The following is a 17,737-nucleotide window of genomic DNA, read 5'->3' as shown; positions in this document are numbered from 1 at the left end:
GCGGCCGGATCAGCTTGCCGCTGGCGGCGTGCTACGCGGCCAGCAGCGGTCGCCACACGCCCGCCGCGTCGGCGGCCATGGCGCAGATCACCGCCTCGTCGGCCGAGCGGCGCACCTCGACCACGTGCGGCACCCCGGGGGCGAGGGGTGCCTCGACGCCGAGGTCGAAACCGTGCCGACCGTCGCCCACCCCCGCCGCAGCGATGTCGGCGCGGTACTCCGCCGCCACCGTCACCGCCACGATCGCGCCGTCGACCACGATGTCCAGGCACACGGGAGCGTCGGGCTGTGCCGGGTCGTGGGCCCAGCCGGCCACGCGCAGCGCACCGTCCGCGCGGAGGGCACAGCGATCCAGCCACGCCCGCACGGCGCCCGGAGGCGCGTGCGCGAACGACGCGCCGGCCCGCCGGATCAGGCGCCTGCGCAGCGCGGCGAGCTGGGGACCGAGCTCGGTGCGCTGCGCGTAGGGCTGCGGGACGATCGACGGATCGTCCGCGCCAGGGCCGTCGAAGAGCCGACGGATGCCGGGAGCGGGCAGGAAGCTCTCGGCCGGCGTGCCCTCCGCGATGAGGAGGTCGTGGCTTTCGAGCTCGACATGCCAGTAGGTGAGATCGGTCACGACCTCCCCGCGGGTGATGCTGGTGCCGTTGACGAGGTGGCCGGCGGCGACGAACAGCCCGTCCAGCCACACGGCGTGGTCCGGCGAGACGAGCAGGTCGCGGGCCGGAACCCCCTCGTGCAGAGCGCTGGCCCGGATACGCACCGGCCGCTCGCTCGGCGGGGCCGAGGATCCGGGATAGGTGCGCCGTCCGATCCATCGAATCGGGCGGCGCAGGCCCGCGGCCGTGACGACGCTGTCCCCGACCACGAGCCGCTCGACAGCCACGTCGCCGCGGTCGGTCCGGATGGTCGTGCCGGTGCAGTAGCACGGGGCGCTGTTCGGCGATCCGCTCGATTGAGCCGTTCCCGCGGGCGATGGGGTCGATCCGCTCGACCCGGTCGCGCCCGATGCGGGCCCCGTGGAGCCGGTCGCGCCCGCCTGCGTTCCGGCCGCGCCGGCGCTGGACCGAACACCGGCCGTCGCTCCGTACAGGCCCGGATCCCGGCCGTCCGGCGAAGACACGCGGTCCTGCGGTACCGCGACGGCATTGGGGTTGTTCGAGTAGACGCGGATGTAGTCGATGCTCGAGCTGAACCGGGTGCCGGTCGCCGCCGTGCTCTGCACGGCCAAGTTGGCCAACAGATACATGGGGCTGTGCAGGTCGGACGGCGTCGCCTGCGAACCGACGAGCTGACCGTCCACGTAGAAGCTGATGCGATCCGCCTGCCAGTTCATGCCGTAGGTATGATACCCGCTCGGGTTGGGCATCTCGCTGTAGACCTGGCGGGTCTGCTGCCACGTCGTTCCGGCCGCCTGCGGATCGGTCGTGTGAATCGTGCTGTAGACGCCGCGGTCGTTGTTTCCGTAATGCTCGACGACATCGAGTTCCTGGTGGCCATTGGTGCTGCTCGACTGCGGGCTCTGCTGATTCGGCAGCAGCCAGAAGGCGTCCCAGGCGTCGGGATTGTTGGAGAAATCCGCGCGGATCTCGAAGTAGCCGTAGGTCTGCGAGAAATTGCCCTGCGTGCTGATGAGGCCGGACTGCCAGCTCCCGGGATATCCGGACGCGCTCGTCCCGGGCGGCGCCGCCGTGATCGTCAGGACACCGTTCTGGACGCTGAAGGGATCGTAACCGGACGCGGAGTCGAGGAACGAGGACCGGCCGAAGCCGATGTCGGAATTGGCGTCGTACCGCCACTCGGCGCGGATGTCCCGGTACGTGGTCCCGACGCCGTTCTGCGAGATGCTGCGCGCGTTGAACTCGTCGTCGAAAGTCAGGCGGTAGCCAGTCAGATCAACCATCGACGCCGTCTCATCACCGTTCTGGTTCGCCGGACGTGGCGCGCTGTCAAATCAAGATTGCTTTCAAGCAATCCGGGTGTGGTTAATAATGCGTTGTTTCTCGCGGTACTGAAGTGAGTACCGGCGGCTCCAGACCGCTGCCTGACCTCCCGCCCACCACGGGGCGCGATCGAACACGGACAGATGACACGGTTAAGGCTGACTAACCGCATCGGCCGCGAGGCGCAAATCAGTCGCGGCGCCGCACGGCCGCACGCGATCTCACCGACGAACACTTGAGCCGCCGCGCTGGACGTCCGAAACCGGCCGGATCCGGCAGGCGCCGATCCGCGGCGGCCGGAGGGCTGATCCTAGCGCGCACGCCAAGTACCGGTGATCGCCTGCGACTTGGGGGAGGCGCAGCTCCGGCCGGACGGCGCGAACCCCGGCGGCGTGAGCGACGCGGGACCGCCCGCGATGTTCCGGCAACCGCATCGATCCCGCCCGGAGGCGGCGGAAGGGGTGGGATTCGAACCCACGGTGGAGTTGCCCCCACGGCGGTTTTCAAGACCGCTGCCTTAAACCACTCGGCCACCCTTCCTGGCGGCATCCGCGACCTCACGGTTACGGCCGCGGCGGAGGCTGCGTCAACAGCAGAACAACCGGTTGACCTCCCGAAGCATTCCGCCTATCTCACCGCCCACGCCCGGAGCCGCTCGATGCGCTGCGGGCTCTGCCCCGCCATCTCCGACACCGGATGAGCAGGGTTCACGGCTGATTGGGGGATAGTTTAACGGTAGAACGGTGGACTCTGACTCCTCTAGTCCTGGTTCGAATCCAGGTCCCCCAGCCACCGCGCCGGCCCGCCCGATCTCAGATCCGGCGGGTTTTTTCTTGCTTGCGGCCCAGCACGTCTCTCTCATCCTGCAGCGATCCGCAGAAATCGAGCGGGGTCGGGCACGGTCCGGCAGTCATCGCCCGTTGACGCGCCGCCGCGCGGCCGCCTAGATCGCCGGATGCGCCGGTGCCTGCCTCTCACGGTTCGAGGGCGCGCGATCATCGGCTTGGTCGCGCTCTACGCGCTGCTGCTCCAAGCGTTCCTGGGCTTCGCCACCCCGGCCCGAGCCTGGAACGATCCGGACGCGGTGATCTGCGCCGGGCACGCCTCGGGCGACCCCGCCGGCACGGTGGTGCACGTCCATCCCTGCTGCACGGTCGTGCAGGCCGGAGCGCTGGCGCTTCCGACCATCGACCCGACCGCTGCCGCCTGGCCCGCCGCGCCCGCGACGCGCTGCGCGTGGCGCCCCGAATCCGAGATCCCGACGACCGGGCCGCCGGCCTCGACCGGCACCGCGCGAGGTCCACCGGAAGCCTGACGATCCCGCTCCCGATCGTTCAGGCCCGGACCTCCCATCATGTCGATTGTTCTCCACGGCGACGCCCCCGCATACGGTGCGGCCGCCACGCGGCGACTGTCCCGCGACGCCGTCTATCGGGCCGTCTGGCGGTGGCACTTCTACGCGGGCCTGCTGTGCCTTCCGTTCCTGATCAGCCTCTCGGCCACCGGCGCGCTCTACCTGTTCAAGGAGGAGATCAACGGCAGCCTGTTCGCGTACCGGACCCGGGTCGCGCCGAGCGAGACGGCGCCGATGGGTCCGGACCGGCTGATCTTCAACGCGCTGCAGGCCGTGCCGGACGCCGCGCCCGTCACCTACACCGACCCGCCCTCGCCGGACGCCGCGGCGCGCGTCACCCTCGCTTCGGGCGAGCGCCGGATCCACGTCTACCTGAATCCGTATACCGGCGACGTGCTCGACCGGGTCGACCGGGACCGCGAGCTCATGGCGGTGGTCCGCGGGCTGCACAGCCTCGCGCTGGTCGGCCCCCTGGCGAACGCCGTCATCGAGATCGTCGCGGGCTTCGCGATCATCCTGGTGGTGACGGGCGCGTACCTGTGGTGGCCCCGCGGCCGGATGGGCGGCGTCGTGACCCTGCGCGCCGGCCCGCGCCGGCGCGTGTGGTGGCGCGACCTTCACGCCGTCACCGGGTTCGTCGCCGGCGGCGGGCTGCTCTTCCTGGCGCTGACCGGCCTGCCCTGGTCGATCTGGTGGGGACAGGAGCTGCGCGCGTGGTCCAACGCCGCCGGCCTCGGCCAGCCGGCCGCGCTCTGGGCGAACCGGCCGGTCTCGACGGTGCCTCTACGCGACCGGCTGGAAGATGCCGGCTGGACTCTGCAGGACGCGCCCGTGCCGCGCTCGGCGCCGGCCGCCGCGGCCGCGAGCGTCGGCATCGACGACGCCGTGGCGATCCTCCGAGGTCTGGGGATGCCCCGCGGCTTCGAGCTGGCGCTGCCCGTCGGCGCGGACGGCGTCTACGCCGCCGCAATCTACCCGCGCGACGTCACGCGGCAGCGGGTCCTGACCCTCGACCAGTATTCCGGCCGCCCGGTGGTGGACGTCCGCTTCGGCGATCTCGGACCCGTCGGCCGGGCGATCCAGTACGGGATCGGCATCCACAAGGGCGAGCACTGGGGCCGCGCGAACCAGTTCGCGATGCTGGGCTTCTGCCTCGCCACCATCCTGCTCGCCGTCACCGCCGGAACGATGTGGTGGAAGCGGCGCCCGGCCGGCGGCCTCGGCGTGCCGCCCTGGCCGCGCGACCGGCGGGTGGCCGCGACGGTGACCGTGATCATCCTCGGGCTCGGGGCGCTCTTCCCGCTGACCGGGCTCGCCATCGCCGCCCTGATCGGCTTCGACCTCGCCGCGGGCCGGCTCCGAAGGCGGTGGGCGCACTGATCCGGTACGAGCGGGCGCCGTGCCCGTGCACAAGCCTCCGCGCCTGAGACGCGGGCGTCCGGGTCTTCCGGGCGCGGTGCTGATCGTGCTCGCGCTCTGGATCCAGGCGCTCGCACCGGCCGTCGCGCTCCGGATGGCGCAGGCGGATCGGGGCGTGCTGCCCGGCCAGATCCTGTGCGGGCACGCGTCGGATCAGGTCGGGGACGTCGCCATCGGCCTGCACGCGCCGGCAACGGGGTCCTGCGCCCTCTGCGGGCTGTGTCGCGCCGGCGCCGTCCCGCCGCTCCTCCCGGCCTCGCCCGGCCTCGCGCGCCGCCTGCGCTGGACAGCGGTGGCGTGGCCGATCCCGCCCCCTGCCCGGGCCGCGTCGGTCCCCATCATCGTCGGCCAGCCCCGCGGGCCGCCCCGCTCCGCCTGATCGCCCTTCCTCCGGGTGGCGCCGCCGCTCGCCCCTTCGATCAGACGAGACCTCCGATGACCTCCGACCAGACCGTCCTGTGCGGCGCTGCCCTCGCGCTCCTGCTCGCCGGAAGCCCCCTCCCCGCCCTCGGCCAGACCGCCGTGACCCTCGAGGAACTCTCCGTGGAGGGCGAGGCCGCGCCCGCCGCGGGCCGGAGTGCCGCGCCGCCCTTCGGCGTGGCGGCGCCGCCGGGCTCGGCGCCCGCGGTCATCGAGCACCCTGTCGGCGAGATCGTGACCGGTATCGGCCGGGACGACACGATCGCGAACCGCCCGGCAACCAGCATCGGATCGGTCCTGGTGAACAGCCCTGGCGTCACGGTGCGGCAGGGGAACGGCGGCCGCGACGTCGTCATCTCGATCCGCGGCAACAACGCCCGCTCCACCGGGGTGATCAAGAACACCGTCGTCCTGGAGGACGGCTTCATCCTCACCCAGCCGGACGGCGCGTCGCGCTTCGATCTCACGGCCCCCCGCGCCTACGGCCGGATCGACGTGTTCCGCGGGCCGCAATCGCCGCTCTTCGGCAACTACGCCACCGGGGGCGCCATCGCGTTCCGGACGCGCACCGGTCGCGAGATCGACGGCTACGAGATCGGGGTGGATGCCGGCAGCTTCGGCTACCTCAGCAACTACTTCACCGTCGGCGGCGTCAGCGGCCCGTTCGAGATCAGCCTGTTCGCCAGCGACGTCCGCGCCAACGGCTACCAGGACCACGCCAGCTACGACACGCAGACCATCAATCTGCTCGCGAGCTACACTCCGACGCCGGACAACCGCTTCACCCTGAAGGTGATCAACAACACCCTCGACGCCAACCTGCCCGCCCGCGCATCCCTGGCCCAGTACCGGATCAACCCGTACCAGCGCGGCTGCGCCGCCGCAGCGAGCGCGGCCCCGGGCTGCACCACCTTCAACCTGTTCCGGAACGGGGCATTCGGCGCGACCGTGCCGGTGACGGCCGACGAGGGCGGCTTCGGGCGCAACGACCGCCGAACCATCGTGGCCGCCCGCTGGGAGCACGACATCGACGCGTTCACCACCTGGCGCACGCAGCTCGGGTTCGACGAGCGCAACTTCGATCAGCCGTTCTACACGACCTCGTCGCGGGGCTCTTACCCGTCCTGGAACTTCTTGACCGACCTGACCCGGCGGGGCGACCTGTTCGGCCTGCCGGCAACCGGCTACGTCGCGCTGGCCTACAACACCATCGACAACCACATCACCACCTTTAACCGGGCCCCCTACGACGGCCCGCGCCTGGGGGCGCTGATCGGCGATCAGGCGGCGGTGCAGTCGAATCTCGGCGGCCGGGCGCGGCTCGAGCTGGCGTTGTCGGATCAGTGGACCGGCATCCTCGGCCTGAGCGCCGAGACCACCTCGATCACCGGGCGCAACATCGCCTACGCGTACGCGGCGAGCGGCACGACGCGGACGGTGGCGGACGCGAACCGGTCCTTCCTCAACGTCGCCCCCGAGCTGGCCCTGGTCTACCGGCCGGACGCGGCCTGGGCGCTGCGCGGCCGGGTCGCCACCGGCTACACCACGCCGGCCGCCAGCAACCTGTTCATCACCCCGGCCGGGCTGCCCGGAAACAACACGCAGCTCCAGACTCAGGAGAATCTCGGCTTCGATCTCGGCGCCGAGTGGAGCCCGATGACCGATCTCCGCCTGAGCGTGACCGGGTTCTACGAGTTCTTCCGCAACGAGCTGGTCTCGCAATCGCCGGGGGCCGGCCTCCTCGCCTACACGTTCAACGCGCCCGCCTCGGAGCATCGCGGCGTCGAGGTCGGCGCCGACTGGGCCTTCGCGCCCGGCTGGCGCGGGACGCTGGCCTACACGTTCGACGACCAGATCTACACCCGCTACACCGAGCAGCTCAGCGCCGGCAGCCTGACCCGGTCGTTCGACCGGGCGGGGAACCGGATCCCCGGGGTTCCGGCCCACCAGCTCCTGGCCCGCCTCGGCTACGACGTGCCGAGCGGACCGCTCGCGGGTCTCGGCGCCTTCGTGGAGACGGTCGTCCAGGGCGACTTCTACCTCGACAACGCCAACCTGCTGAAGGCCCCGGGCTTCGCGGTCGTCAACGCCAACCTGCACTACGCCACGGAGCTGACCGGCGGCTACGCGAAGCGGCTCAGCCTGTACGTCGAGGTTCGCAACCTGTTCGACACGACCTACGTCGCCTCCGCGCAGAACCTCGCCAACGGGATCAGCGGCACCACCGGCCTCCAGAACGGCGCCGCCGTGCTGGCGACCACCACGGGCTCGGTCTTCGCGGGTGCTCCGCGGAACATCGTCGGCGGCATGCGGCTGGCATTTTGATAACCGCGCGGGATCTCGCGCGTGGTGTCAAAGTGGAGCTTGCACTATGCTCCGGCGATCGATCGCAGGGGCCGGCCGAGGCGCGCGGTCCGGTCCGCGCGGCGGGGCCGTCGGCAGGGATGTGGCGCGATAGTCGGATGAGGCGGCGAACCGTACTCGCTGGTTTGCCCCTGGCGCTCGCCGGGTGGCCGCACGCCGTGCGGGCGCAGGGTCAGGCCCACGTCGCGGCCCTCTGGCCCTTCGTGGAGGGCGATCCCGAGGGCCGGGTGCTGGCGGAAGCGTTCCACGCCGGCTTGCGCGATCACGGTCAGCCGGATCAGCGGGTCGACGATCGCTGGACCGGGGCCGACCGCGAGCGCACGCGCCTCCTCGCGGCCGACCTCGTGGCCACACAACCGCAGGTGATCTTCGCCTATCTCAGCGCGCAGCTCACGGCCGTGGCGTCCCTGACGAAGCAGATCCCCATCGTGTTCGTCGGCGCCTCGAACCCGGTCCGCTTCGGGTACGTGGAAAGTCTCCAGCGCCCGGGCGGCAACATCACCGGCTTCACGCTCTACGAGGCGCCTCTGGGCGGGAAATGGGTGGCGGCCCTCAAGGAGGCCGTCCCGAACCTCCGACGCGTCACGCTCCTGTCCAACCTGAGCACCGAGATCCGGGGCGAGAACCTCTACGCCGAGCCGTTCCGCACCACCGCGACGGCCCTCGGGATCGAGCCCGCGGTGGTGAAGATCGACAAGGCGGTCGAGATCGAGCCCATCATCGCGGATCTCGCGCGGCAGGGAGACGGTGGCCTGATCGTCGCCCCGGGCACGTTCAGCGAGGCCAACGGCGACCAGATCGTCGCGCTCACCACGCGCCTCAGGGTTCCGGCCGTCTTCGCCATCCGGCGCTTCGCCTATCGGGGCGGGCTGATGTCGTACGGGCCGGACCCGGTGGAGACGGTCCACCGGGCTGCCGCCTATGTCGGCCGGATCCTGCGCGGCGAGAACCCCGCGACCCTGCCGGTCCAGGCGCCCACGAAGTTCGACTTCATCGTGAATCTGAAGACGGCCCGCACCATGGGCGTGACCATCTCGTCGGCGCTCCTCGCCCAGGCGGACGAGATCGTCGAATGACGGCGCCGCGCCCGCTCGCCTCCCCGCCGGCCGCGGCAGCGCCGCCGCGCTGGTTCCGCCTGCCGCTCGCGGGGAAGTTCGCGGTGGCCTTCGTGGGCCTCGTCAGCCTGGTGCTGCTCATCAACGGCGCCGTCGACCTGACGCTGAACTATCAGGACGCCAAGCGGACCGCGATCGAGACGCAGCGCACCAAGGCGCGCGCCGCCGCCGAACGCGTCGACGCCTTCCTGTCCTCGATCGAGAGCCAGATCGGCTGGACGACCCGGGCCGAGTGGCGGCGGGTCTCCCCCGAGCAGCAGCGCTACGACTTCATCCGCCTGCTGCGCCAGGCACCGGCCATCACGGAGGTGGCGTACCTCGATCCGGCCGGGAAGGAGCAGCTGCGCGTCTCGCGGCTGGAGCCCGACGCCGTCGCCAGCGGCAAGGATTTCTCGGCCTCGCCGCGCTTCACCCAGGCGCTCGCCCAGAAGACCTGGTTCGGCCCGGTCTATTTCCGGCGCGGCTCCGAGCCGTACATGACCGTCTCGGTGGCCCATGCCGGACGCGACCCCGGCGTGACCGTCGCGGAAGTCAATCTGAAGCTGATCTGGGACGTGGTCAGCGCGATCAATGTCGGCGAGCACGGCTACGCCTTCGTGACCACGGCGACCGGGCGGCTGATCGCGCACCCGGATCTGAGCCTCGTCCTGCGCGACACCGACCTGTCGGGTCTGGCCGAGGTGGCGGCGGCCCTGCCCGGCTCCCGCATGGCGGGTCAGGACTACGAGATCACCACCGGCCTCGACGGCGGCTGGGTGCTGGCGGCCCATGCCACGATCCCGCGGGTCGACTGGATCGTCTTCGTGCAGGAATCGCTGCGCGACGCCATGGGCCCCGCCCTCGAATCCGTGATCCAGACCACATCGCTGATGGGTCTCGGCGTGCTGCTCGCAGCGGTGGCGGGAACCTTCCTGGCGCGGCGCATGGTCGTGCCCATCCGCGAGCTCGAGGATGGGGCGGAGCGGTTCGGCGCGGGCGACCTGTCCGAGCGAATCGTGATCCGCACCGGCGACGAGATAGAGACCCTCGCGCACCGGTTCAACACGATGGCGAGCCGGGTTCAGGATTCCTACGAGACGCTCGAGGCCAAGGTGGAGGAGCGGACCCGCGACCTCAACCGCTCGCTCGACGATCTCCAGCGGGCGCAGAGCCGGCTCGTCCAGTTCGAGAAGCTCGCCTCGCTGGGACAGCTCACCGCCGGCATCGCCCACGAGATCAAGAACCCGCTGAACTTCGTCAACAACTTCGCGTCGCTCTCGAACGAGCTGGTGGACGAGCTTCGCGAGGTGCTCGAACCGGCGGCCCTCGATCCGGACACGCGCGCGGAGGTCGAGGAGCTCGCCGGCCTGCTCAAGGGCAATCTCGCGAAGGTCGTCCAGCACGGCAAGCGCGCGGACTCGATCGTCAAGAACATGCTGCTGCACTCGCGCACCGGATCCGGCGAGCATCGACCGGTCGAGGTCAACGGGCTGGTCGAGGAGAGCCTGAATCTTGCCTATCACGGGGCCCGCGCGGCGAAACCGAGCTTCAACGTGACCCTCGTGCGCGATTACGATCCGGCGTCCGGTCTCGCCGACCTCTACCCCCAGGAGATCACGCGGGTCCTTCTGAACCTGATGTCGAACGGCTTCTACGCCACCGAGAAGCGGGCCACCGACGGTGATCCCGGCTACGAACCGACGCTGTCGGTCGCGACCCGGGACCGGGGCGACAGCGTCGAGATCCGCGTGCGCGACAACGGCACCGGCATCCCCGACAGCGTCAGAGCCAAGATGTTCGACCCGTTCTTCACCACCAAGCCGGCGGGCGAGGGAACGGGGCTAGGCCTGTCGCTGAGCCACGACATCGTCGTCAAGCAGCACGGCGGGACGGTTGACGTCGCCTCGGAACCGGGTGCCTTCACGGAATTCATCATCACCCTGCCGCGCCAGAGTGTTACGCCGGCCGCGCCGCCTCGGCCGGCGACCGAGACGGCGGCCGAGACCGAGAGCCAGCCATGAACGTCCTGATCCTCGTCGTCGATGACGAACCCGACGTCAGAGACCTGTTCCGGCAGCAGTTCCGCCGCGAGCTGCGCGCCGGACGCTTCGCGATGGCCTTCGCGCACTCGGCGGCGGAAGCCCTGGAGCGGATCAACGGCGCCAACGAGCCGAGCCTGATCCTGATGCTGTCGGACATCAACATGCCCGGGATGACCGGCCTCGAATTGCTGCCCCTGGTACGCGCCGCGCGCCCCGACGTGCCGGTGATCATGATCACAGCCTACGGCGACGCCGAGACGCGCGAGAAGGTCCGCGCCGCCGGCGCCGTGGGCCTGATCACCAAGCCGATCGACTTCGCCGTGCTGAAGACCGAGATCGATCGCCGGCTGTCCGCCTTCGCGGGGACCGAATGACCCCCGGCGCCCCGAACGCCAAGATCCTGGTCGTCGACGACGAGCCGGATCTCGAGGCGCTGATCACCCAGAAATTCCGCCGCCAGATCCGCCAGGGCCTCGTCACCTTCCTGTTCGCCCACGACGGGCAGGAGGCGCTGGACCGCCTCTCGGAGAGCCGCGACGTCGATCTGGTCGTCTCCGACATCAACATGCCGCGGATGGACGGGCTGACTCTGCTCGCCAAGCTGCAGGACTTCCCGGAGCGCCCCTCGATCATCATCGTCTCGGCCTACGGTGACATGGCGAACATCCGCACCGCCATGAACCGGGGCGCCTTCGACTTCCTGACGAAGCCGATCGACTTCGCCGACCTGGAGACGACGATCGAGCGGACGCTGCGCCACGTCGAGGACCTGCGCGAGGGGCGGCGCCGGCAATCGCTCGCCGAGCGGGCCCACGCCTCCCTGGCCCGGTACTTCTCGCCGAACCTCGCCGAGCGGCTCGCCGGGGACGCGTCCGGTCTCGAGCTCGGCGGCCACCGCCGCGACGTGGCCTCGCTGTTCACCGACATCGCCGGCTTCACAAGCTTGGTCGAGAGCCTCGACCCGGTGCAGCTCGCCGAGATCCTCAACGGCTACTTCGCCGAGATGACCGACGTTGTCTTCGCCCACGAGGGGACGGTGGCCAAGATCGTCGGCGACGCCCTGCACGTGCTGTTCGGCGCGCCGGGGGACCAGCCGGACCACGCGGCCCGGGCCGTGGCGTGTGCCCTCGCCCTGGACGAGGCGGCCGAGGCCTTCCGCGGGCGCTGGCGCGAGCGCGGGATCGAGATCGGCGTGACGCGGATCGGCGTCCATGCCGGGCCGGCGATCGTGGGCAATTTCGGCGGCGGCCGGTACTTCGACTACACGGCCTACGGCGACACCATCAACACCGCCGCCCGTCTGGAGAACGCCAACAAGGCGTTCGGCACCCGGATCTGCGTCAGCGACGCCGTCGTGATCCGCGCCGGTCAGTTCCGCGGCCGCCCCCTCGGCGACCTCCTCCTGCGCGGCAAGCAGACGGCCCTGCGCGCCTACGAACCCCTGACCGAGGCTGCCTACGCGGACGCGCTGCTCGCCCAGTACCAGGACGCCTACGCGAAGCTCGACGCCGGGGAGGCGGGCGCCCTTCCGGCCTTCGCGGCGCTGGTCGGGCTGCGTCCCGACGACGGGGTCGCGGCCTACCACCTGAAGCGCCTGCTGAACGGCAGCAGCGGCAGCCGGGTCGAGGTCCGCTGAGCCCTGCACCCGCGCCGGGCGCCCCGATCGGCGGCCGCGATAGCCCTGGCATGAGGCAGCGCCTATTACCGTCCCCGGGGCGAGCGATCGGGATCCCGCCCGATCGGCGATGCCCGGAACGCGTTCAGACAGGAGACCGGCGCATGAGACGGCGCGACGTCATCGCGGGCCTCGGCGGCGCGGTCGCGTGGCCGGCCTACGCGGCCGCGCCGGCGAAGGGTCAGCGTCGCCTGGGGATCCTGCTGGTCTACGGCGAAGCGCATCCGGACAGTCCCGTCATCGTCGACACGCTCAAGGAGAGTCTGAAGCGGGCCGGCTGGATCTGGGGCCAGAACCTGGCCGTGGACCTGCATTACGGCAACGGCGACGCCGAGCGGATGCGCGCCCAGGCGGAGGAGATCCTCGCGCGCCAGCCCGACGTCGTGCTCGCGCAGGGCGTCGTCGGCGCGACCGCGCTCCAGCGGGCGACCACGACGGTTCCGGTCGTCTTCATGATGCTTCAGGACCCGGTCGGCGGCGGCTTCGTGACCAACCTGTCGCGGCCCGGCGGGAACCTCACCGGCTTCACCAATTTCGACTTCGTCCTCGTCGGCAAGTGGCTGCAGCTCCTGAAGGAACTCAGCCCCGGCGTCACGCGGGCCCTCGCCCTGATCAACCCCGATTACCGGGCCCGACTCGCGGGCTACACGGCCGAGATGGCCCGGATCGGCCCCGAACTCGGCATCGAGGCCCGGATCGCCGGCGTGCACGACGCCGCCGAGATCGAGGCCGCGATCACGGAGTTCGCCGCCCGGCCGGAGGGCGGCCTCATCGCCCTGCCCGACGCGGTGACCGGCGTGTACGGCCAGCGGATCGTCGATCTGGCGGCCACCTACCGCCTGCCGGCCGTCTACGCCTACGCGGCGCCGGTGCGCCTCGGCGGTCTCGCCGCCTACACGACCAGCGTCGAGCAGGATGTGCAGCGGGCGGCCGGGTACATCGACCGGATCCTGCGCGGCGCGGTGGTCGGCGACCTGCCGGTGCAGGCCAGCGAGCGCTTCATCACCCTGCTCAACCTGACGACGGCCGCTACCCTGGGATTGACCATCTCGCCCTCGCTGATGGCGAAGGTGGACGAGCTGGTCGAGTAGCGGCCGCCGGTCGTCGCGGCACCGCCGCGACGACCTCGACGGACCGGTCAGCTGAAGGCGGGCAGACGTCCGTCCGGCGAGTAGCGGTCGATGGCCGAGGGCAGGTCGCGCGAGAGGCGCGCCAGCAGCTCGCTCTTGCTCAAGCCGGTGCGCTGCTCCAGGGCCGCCAGCGTGTCCGGCCCGATGGCACGCTCCAGGTCGGCGGCCGGGATGTCGCGGTTCGGGCCGTGATTGATCCAGGACTGCGCCGTCTCGGCGTGGCCGCCCTTGGTGAAATGATCGACCAGTTCGCTCAGGCCACCGGCGATGAGGCCGCCGACGCCACCCGCGCTGGCGCCGCCGAGGAGGCGATCCAGGTTCGCCGGAATCGTCGATCCCGCGGGGGACGGAACCTGCGGGGCCGGCGACCGACCCGCCTCCTTGGCGTGGCCGCCGAGCCACTCGGCGATCCGGTCGCGATTCTGGTAGCCGGCCACTGCCAGCAGGCCCAGCAGGGCCGTCATCGAGGGGTATCCCTTGCTCATGGCGTCGTCCTTCCTTGATGCGGGCCGAAGCCCGGGTGATACGGCGGTGGGCCGCCGCAACGGGTCATGCCGGCGTCTGGGCGGCGTCGGCGGCGATGGCTCTGCCGGCCAGGGCCGATCCGTCATCCGCGCTCCGGCCGGCCGCGATGGCGCGCTTCACCGTCGAGCGGGCCGCGTCGATGGCGATGGCCGCCGCCGACATGGTCCGGGCCTCGGTCGGCCGCTCCAGGGCATGCTTGGCGATGTCGCCCGCGAGATCGTCGATCTCCCGGGCCAGGATCTCGAGACGCCCGGGATCCGAGGTCTCCTGCGCCTCCTGGCGGATCTGCAGCAGGCGGTCGGTCGCCTCTTCGACCCGCTCGCGGCGCAGGCGCGACAGGCGCTGGCCGATCCAGGCGAGCGCGGAGCCGATGCCGCCGCCCAGGAAGGCGAGCAGGTAGATCCAGGTCTCGTAGCGCTCGATGAAGCTCTGCTGCTCGCGCTCGTAATAGTCGACCGCGCCGGGATGGATCGGCAGCCTCGCGCTCGTCGCGCCGACGGTCCCATCGTAGGCGGGGGCCTGAACGTAGTCGGCGGCCGGCGTGACGTTCGCCATCGCGCTGCGCAGCTCAAACAGGTGCTGGGTGACGTCGGCCGCCACGGAGCGGGCGAGGTTCGAGCGCGCCATCAACCGGTAGGAGGCGCCGACCGTGTGTACGTCGTCGGCCGGCACCTTGGGGCTGCCGCCGAAAGTCTCGGCCGGCATGGTGACCACCTGCAGACGCGGCAGCCGGGCGACGATCGCGTCGGCGTTCTCGACATCCACGAAGGTGATCTTGCGAGTGCGGCTGGCGGCCTGAACGAGGCCGACGATCCGTTGGGCCGTCGGCGCGGTCGGCGCGATGACCGAGATCACCGCGTCGACCCGCTTGCGCGCGAGGGCCGCGCCCAGGTCGCTCTCGGCCATCTCGACCAGGGCGACGTGGCGCGGCGGGAGACCGCCGTCCGGCTCGGTGGTGACCAGCGTCAGCCCGTAGTGCTCCAGCATGGCGCGGATGAGCGCCTCGTCGGCGTCTCGATGGGCCAGGATCGCGAGGCGTTTGCGGTCGAGGTCGGGGAAGCGGTCGATCCCGGAGGCTTCCGGGGAGGCGATGATCATCGCCTGGTCGCGCAGGATGGCCAGCGTCAGGCCGTTGTCGGGGAGCTCGACGTCCGGCCGCACGATCGCCAGATCGACGCGCCCGTCGCGCAGCGCCTCGGCACTGTCGCGCACGTCGTCGAAGGGCAGGATCTTGAGGCGGATCTCCTTCTGGCGCTTGGCCAGGGCATCCGCGTAGGCCTGGATCAGGGCCGGCTCCGTCCCGTCCTTGGGAGCCACCGCGATGGTCAGGACAGTGGCGCGCGATACCCAGTAGGCCACCCCGGCGCCGACGCTCAGCAGAACGGCGAGCACCAAGAAGACGAGTTCCTGACGCAGGAAGAGGCTGGCGAAGCGCCGCATCGGCTCTGCTCTCGCGCGTTGACCGGTTCGGCAGACGTCGTGCCGAAGGCGGGCCGAGGGGCGGCGCCGGCGTGCCGGCGCCGCCGTGTCGGGATCAGTGCTTGCCGGTGACCTTGTCGGCGAGGTTCTTGGCGCCGTCCTTGACGTCGCCGACGGTCTTCTGCGCCTCGCCCTTCAGCTCCTGCGCCTTGCCCTCGGCCACCAGCTTGTCGTTGCCCGTCGCCTTGCCGGCCGCCTGCTTGACGTTGCCCACCGCCTCGTTGGCCAGGCCCTTGATCTTGTCGGTCGTGCTGCTCATCGCGTGCTCTCCTCTCTCTCGGGGTCGTGTCGTGGCTCGGGAGGTCCGGCCGGGCGCCCGCGCCCGCCGGGGTGGACGGCCCCCGCCGGGGCGGGAGCCGAGGGGATCACCGGGCGATCGCTGGACGATCGGCCGACGGTGGGCCGGCGATCAGACGCGCCGGGTCTCGTAGGCGCCCAGCAGGGTCGCGGGCTTGGGCGCGCCCAGCCGGCCGCCGACATACGCCGCCAGCGCACCCAGGATCAGCGCCAGCGCGGCGTAGAACGCGCCCTGCGTGGCCGCCGACTTGGCCGTCACCGCCGCCGCCTCGGCCTTCTGCTTGGCGCTGGCCACCGCCTGGTCGTACTGCTTCTCGTAGTCCTGGATCTGCTGGCGGGCCTGATCGACCGGGATGTTCTGCGCCTTGGCCAGGGCGTCGGCCGCCCGCGCCTCGGCCTGCTGCTTCTGCGACGGGTCGCCGGTGAACAGCGCCTTCACCGCCGCGACCGCCGCGTCCCTGGCCGCCTGCGGGTCCTGCCCGGCGGTCTGCTGCCGGACCTTGTCCTCGATGCCGTCCAGCGGGTTGGCGATCTTCGACAGCGACGGCGCCGCCGCCTGGGCCGCCGTCTGCACCGTGCCGCCCACCAGGCTGCCGGCCCCGCCCAGCGCGCCCGACACCGTGCTGAGCGTGCCGCCGACCAGGCCGCTGGCGGCCGAGGTCAGCAGGTACAGCACCACCAGCGTCGTCACCGCCCAGGAGACCAGCCCGTGCAGGGCGGCCGCGCCCGGCAGGGTCTTGCCCGAGAGCCGCCCGGCGATGACGCCCCCGGCCAGCGAGGCCACGAGGCCCGAGGCGACGAACCAGAGCCCCGCGCCCATCGACACGGTCGAGGCGGAGGGGTTGTCGGCGGCGGTCGTGCCGACCGAGGCCAGCCCGACCCCGACGCCGACGAGGTTGACGATCACCTGGGTGACCAGCGCGGTCACGGCGCCGGCGAAGATCGCGCCCCAGGAGACTTGGTTGAGCAGGACGGCGCGCGTGTCGGCGTGCGCGTCCGGCGCGAGGGGCGTTGCAACGGTCTGGATGGTGGTCACGCTGTCACTCCGGGTGGTGGGTCGAAACTCGTGGGGCTGACGGCTCAGGCGCGGCTCAGGCGCGGCGGGCGCTGACGAGCAGGCCGAGGCCGAAGCCCGCGATGCCGGCGATCAGCAGGGCGGCGAGCGGGTACGCGGCGACCTGCTCGCCGACCTCGCGGGTGCCGCGGCGCAGGGCGCGGCTGCCGCGCGCGTAGGCGTCCTCGGCGACGTCGTAGGCCTCCTCGGCGGCGTGGCGGACGCCGCGCTCGGCGCGGGCGTACTGATCGTGCGCGGCGCCCTGGGCGCGGCGGGCGCGGGCCTCGACGTCGTCGGCCCCGAGATCGTCGACGGCGTCGCGGACCCGGCCGCCGAGGTCGCGGGCCGCGTCGGCCACGTGGTCGGCCGCGTCGCGCACGGTGTCCTTGGCCTGGCCGTAGAGGCTCTCGGCCTGTCCGGCGGCCGCGCGGGCGCGGCCCTCGACCGCGTCGCGCCGCGAGCCGGTCAGGTCGCCGAACGCGCCCTGCACCTTGCCGCCGAGTTGCCGGGCCGCGCCCGTGATCCGATCGGTGTCGACCATGTCGTTCTCCTCCGTCGTCGCGTCGGCGATCGCCTCCGCGATCGCGCTGGTGGTGGGGGCGCCTCACCGTGAGGCGCCGGGTGATGTCCGTCAGCGCGGGCCGGAGCCCGCGGGCCCGGATCCGCCGGCCTTCGATCCGGGCACGTCCGATCCGGGCACGTCCGATCCGGGCACGTCCGATCCGGGCACGTCCGATCCGGGCACGTCCGATCCGGGCGCGTCCGATCCGGGCGCGTCGCGCTTCTGACGCCGGCCCTCGGTCTGCGCCCGGGCATCGCCGGTCAGCTTGCCGATGGCCTCCTTCACCGAGCCCTTGAGGTGCTCGGCGGAGGGTGTCTTCCTGTCTTCGGTCATGGGCGCCCCGTCCTGCGTGAGAAAACCCTGGCCGACCGGAAGATGT

General features: G+C 71.6%; 16 protein-coding genes and 2 tRNA genes. 10 read left to right on the top strand and 8 right to left on the bottom strand.

What is annotated here, in order from left to right; translation table 11 throughout:
- Positions 1-31: 31 nt before the first annotated feature.
- Positions 32-1,903 (bottom strand): Hint domain-containing protein, encoded by a 1,872-nt coding sequence (locus J3A75_RS02705; RefSeq protein WP_070998223.1) that lies wholly within the window; start codon positions 1,901-1,903, stop codon positions 32-34.
- A gap of 493 nt (positions 1,904-2,396) precedes the next feature.
- Positions 2,397-2,483 (bottom strand) — tRNA-Ser (locus J3A75_RS02700).
- Positions 2,484-2,661: 178 nt separating this feature from the next.
- On the opposite strand from J3A75_RS02700, the gene J3A75_RS02695 reads away from it, so the two are divergent.
- The 10 genes from J3A75_RS02695 to J3A75_RS02650 all read left to right on the top strand — a co-directional run bounded on the left by J3A75_RS02695 (position 2,662) and on the right by J3A75_RS02650 (position 13,402).
- Positions 2,662-2,735, top strand: a tRNA-Gln gene (locus J3A75_RS02695).
- A 163-nt stretch (positions 2,736-2,898) separates the two neighbouring features.
- The gene (locus J3A75_RS02690) at positions 2,899-3,258 is read left to right on the top strand and encodes a hypothetical protein (RefSeq protein WP_043072870.1); all 360 of its coding nucleotides are present in this window, start codon (positions 2,899-2,901) and stop codon (positions 3,256-3,258) included.
- 39 nt (positions 3,259-3,297) lie between these two features.
- Positions 3,298-4,677 carry a PepSY-associated TM helix domain-containing protein gene (locus J3A75_RS02685; protein ID WP_070998221.1) on the top strand — a complete coding sequence of 460 codons (1,380 nt, stop codon included), beginning with the start codon at positions 3,298-3,300 and terminating at the stop codon, positions 4,675-4,677.
- 19 nt (positions 4,678-4,696) lie between these two features.
- Complete coding sequence (locus J3A75_RS02680) at positions 4,697-5,095, top strand: DUF2946 family protein (RefSeq protein WP_159392697.1); 399 nt, start codon at positions 4,697-4,699, stop codon at positions 5,093-5,095.
- Positions 5,096-5,151: 56 nt separating this feature from the next.
- The gene (locus J3A75_RS02675; RefSeq protein ID WP_209649672.1) at positions 5,152-7,461 is read left to right on the top strand and encodes a TonB-dependent receptor family protein; all 2,310 of its coding nucleotides are present in this window, start codon (positions 5,152-5,154) and stop codon (positions 7,459-7,461) included.
- Between the two features lie 137 nt (positions 7,462-7,598).
- Positions 7,599-8,576, top strand: a complete 978-nt coding sequence (locus J3A75_RS02670) for an ABC transporter substrate-binding protein (RefSeq protein WP_012322542.1) — start codon at positions 7,599-7,601, stop codon at positions 8,574-8,576.
- Positions 8,573-10,615, top strand: coding sequence for an ATP-binding protein (locus J3A75_RS02665; protein ID WP_209649670.1), 2,043 nt, complete (start codon positions 8,573-8,575; stop codon positions 10,613-10,615). The genes J3A75_RS02670 and J3A75_RS02665 overlap by 4 nt, the downstream gene beginning before the upstream one ends.
- Positions 10,612-11,010, top strand: a complete 399-nt coding sequence (locus J3A75_RS02660; protein ID WP_070998216.1) for a response regulator — start codon at positions 10,612-10,614, stop codon at positions 11,008-11,010. The genes J3A75_RS02665 and J3A75_RS02660 overlap by 4 nt, the downstream gene beginning before the upstream one ends.
- Positions 11,007-12,272, top strand: coding sequence for an adenylate/guanylate cyclase domain-containing protein (locus tag J3A75_RS02655; RefSeq protein WP_070998214.1), 1,266 nt, complete (start codon positions 11,007-11,009; stop codon positions 12,270-12,272). The genes J3A75_RS02660 and J3A75_RS02655 overlap by 4 nt, the downstream gene beginning before the upstream one ends.
- A 143-nt stretch (positions 12,273-12,415) precedes the next feature.
- Complete coding sequence (locus tag J3A75_RS02650; RefSeq protein WP_070998212.1) at positions 12,416-13,402, top strand: ABC transporter substrate-binding protein; 987 nt, start codon at positions 12,416-12,418, stop codon at positions 13,400-13,402.
- 47 nt (positions 13,403-13,449) lie between these two features.
- On the opposite strand, the gene J3A75_RS02645 is transcribed toward J3A75_RS02650, so the two are convergent.
- The 6 genes from J3A75_RS02645 to J3A75_RS02620 all read right to left on the bottom strand — a co-directional run bounded on the left by J3A75_RS02645 (position 13,450) and on the right by J3A75_RS02620 (position 17,691).
- On the bottom strand, positions 13,450-13,926 hold the full coding sequence (locus J3A75_RS02645) for a YidB family protein (RefSeq protein ID WP_012322537.1): 477 nt from the start codon (positions 13,924-13,926) through the stop codon (positions 13,450-13,452).
- 64 nt (positions 13,927-13,990) lie between these two features.
- The gene (locus J3A75_RS02640; RefSeq protein WP_012322536.1) at positions 13,991-15,406 is read right to left on the bottom strand and encodes a TAXI family TRAP transporter solute-binding subunit; all 1,416 of its coding nucleotides are present in this window, start codon (positions 15,404-15,406) and stop codon (positions 13,991-13,993) included.
- Positions 15,407-15,500: 94 nt separating this feature from the next.
- Positions 15,501-15,704 (bottom strand): CsbD family protein, encoded by a 204-nt coding sequence (locus J3A75_RS02635; RefSeq protein WP_012321376.1) that lies wholly within the window; start codon positions 15,702-15,704, stop codon positions 15,501-15,503.
- A 150-nt stretch (positions 15,705-15,854) separates the two neighbouring features.
- On the bottom strand, positions 15,855-16,778 hold the full coding sequence (locus J3A75_RS02630) for a hypothetical protein (protein WP_012321377.1): 924 nt from the start codon (positions 16,776-16,778) through the stop codon (positions 15,855-15,857).
- 55 nt (positions 16,779-16,833) lie between these two features.
- Positions 16,834-17,337 carry a CsbD family protein gene (locus tag J3A75_RS02625; protein WP_053620543.1) on the bottom strand — a complete coding sequence of 168 codons (504 nt, stop codon included), beginning with the start codon at positions 17,335-17,337 and terminating at the stop codon, positions 16,834-16,836.
- A 90-nt stretch (positions 17,338-17,427) separates the two neighbouring features.
- Positions 17,428-17,691, bottom strand: coding sequence for a CsbD family protein (locus J3A75_RS02620; protein WP_209649668.1), 264 nt, complete (start codon positions 17,689-17,691; stop codon positions 17,428-17,430).
- Positions 17,692-17,737 lie beyond the last annotated feature (46 nt).

Origin of the sequence: Methylobacterium sp. PvP105 (assembly GCF_017876975.1) — a bacterium.
Classification (GTDB): domain Bacteria; phylum Pseudomonadota; class Alphaproteobacteria; order Rhizobiales; family Beijerinckiaceae; genus Methylobacterium; species Methylobacterium radiotolerans.
This window is presented reverse-complemented; position numbering and strand designations above follow the sequence as displayed.

Bases quoted from the DNA above. Each gene is read 5' to 3' on its own strand.
- J3A75_RS02705 (WP_070998223.1), bottom strand. From the start codon at position 1,903: ATGGTTGATCTGACTGGCTACCGCCTGACTTTCGACGACGAGTTCAAC.
- J3A75_RS02690 (WP_043072870.1), top strand. From the start codon at position 2,899: ATGCGCCGGTGCCTGCCTCTCACGGTTCGAGGGCGCGCGATCATCGGC.
- J3A75_RS02685 (WP_070998221.1), top strand. From the start codon at position 3,298: ATGTCGATTGTTCTCCACGGCGACGCCCCCGCATACGGTGCGGCCGCC.
- J3A75_RS02675 (WP_209649672.1), top strand. From the start codon at position 5,152: ATGACCTCCGACCAGACCGTCCTGTGCGGCGCTGCCCTCGCGCTCCTG.
- J3A75_RS02670 (WP_012322542.1), top strand. From the start codon at position 7,599: ATGAGGCGGCGAACCGTACTCGCTGGTTTGCCCCTGGCGCTCGCCGGG.
- J3A75_RS02665 (WP_209649670.1), top strand. From the start codon at position 8,573: ATGACGGCGCCGCGCCCGCTCGCCTCCCCGCCGGCCGCGGCAGCGCCG.
- J3A75_RS02660 (WP_070998216.1), top strand. From the start codon at position 10,612: ATGAACGTCCTGATCCTCGTCGTCGATGACGAACCCGACGTCAGAGAC.
- J3A75_RS02655 (WP_070998214.1), top strand. From the start codon at position 11,007: ATGACCCCCGGCGCCCCGAACGCCAAGATCCTGGTCGTCGACGACGAG.
- J3A75_RS02650 (WP_070998212.1), top strand. From the start codon at position 12,416: ATGAGACGGCGCGACGTCATCGCGGGCCTCGGCGGCGCGGTCGCGTGG.
- J3A75_RS02645 (WP_012322537.1), bottom strand. From the start codon at position 13,926: ATGAGCAAGGGATACCCCTCGATGACGGCCCTGCTGGGCCTGCTGGCA.
- J3A75_RS02640 (WP_012322536.1), bottom strand. From the start codon at position 15,406: ATGCGGCGCTTCGCCAGCCTCTTCCTGCGTCAGGAACTCGTCTTCTTG.
- J3A75_RS02635 (WP_012321376.1), bottom strand. From the start codon at position 15,704: ATGAGCAGCACGACCGACAAGATCAAGGGCCTGGCCAACGAGGCGGTG.
- J3A75_RS02625 (WP_053620543.1), bottom strand. From the start codon at position 17,337: ATGGTCGACACCGATCGGATCACGGGCGCGGCCCGGCAACTCGGCGGC.
- J3A75_RS02620 (WP_209649668.1), bottom strand. From the start codon at position 17,691: ATGACCGAAGACAGGAAGACACCCTCCGCCGAGCACCTCAAGGGCTCG.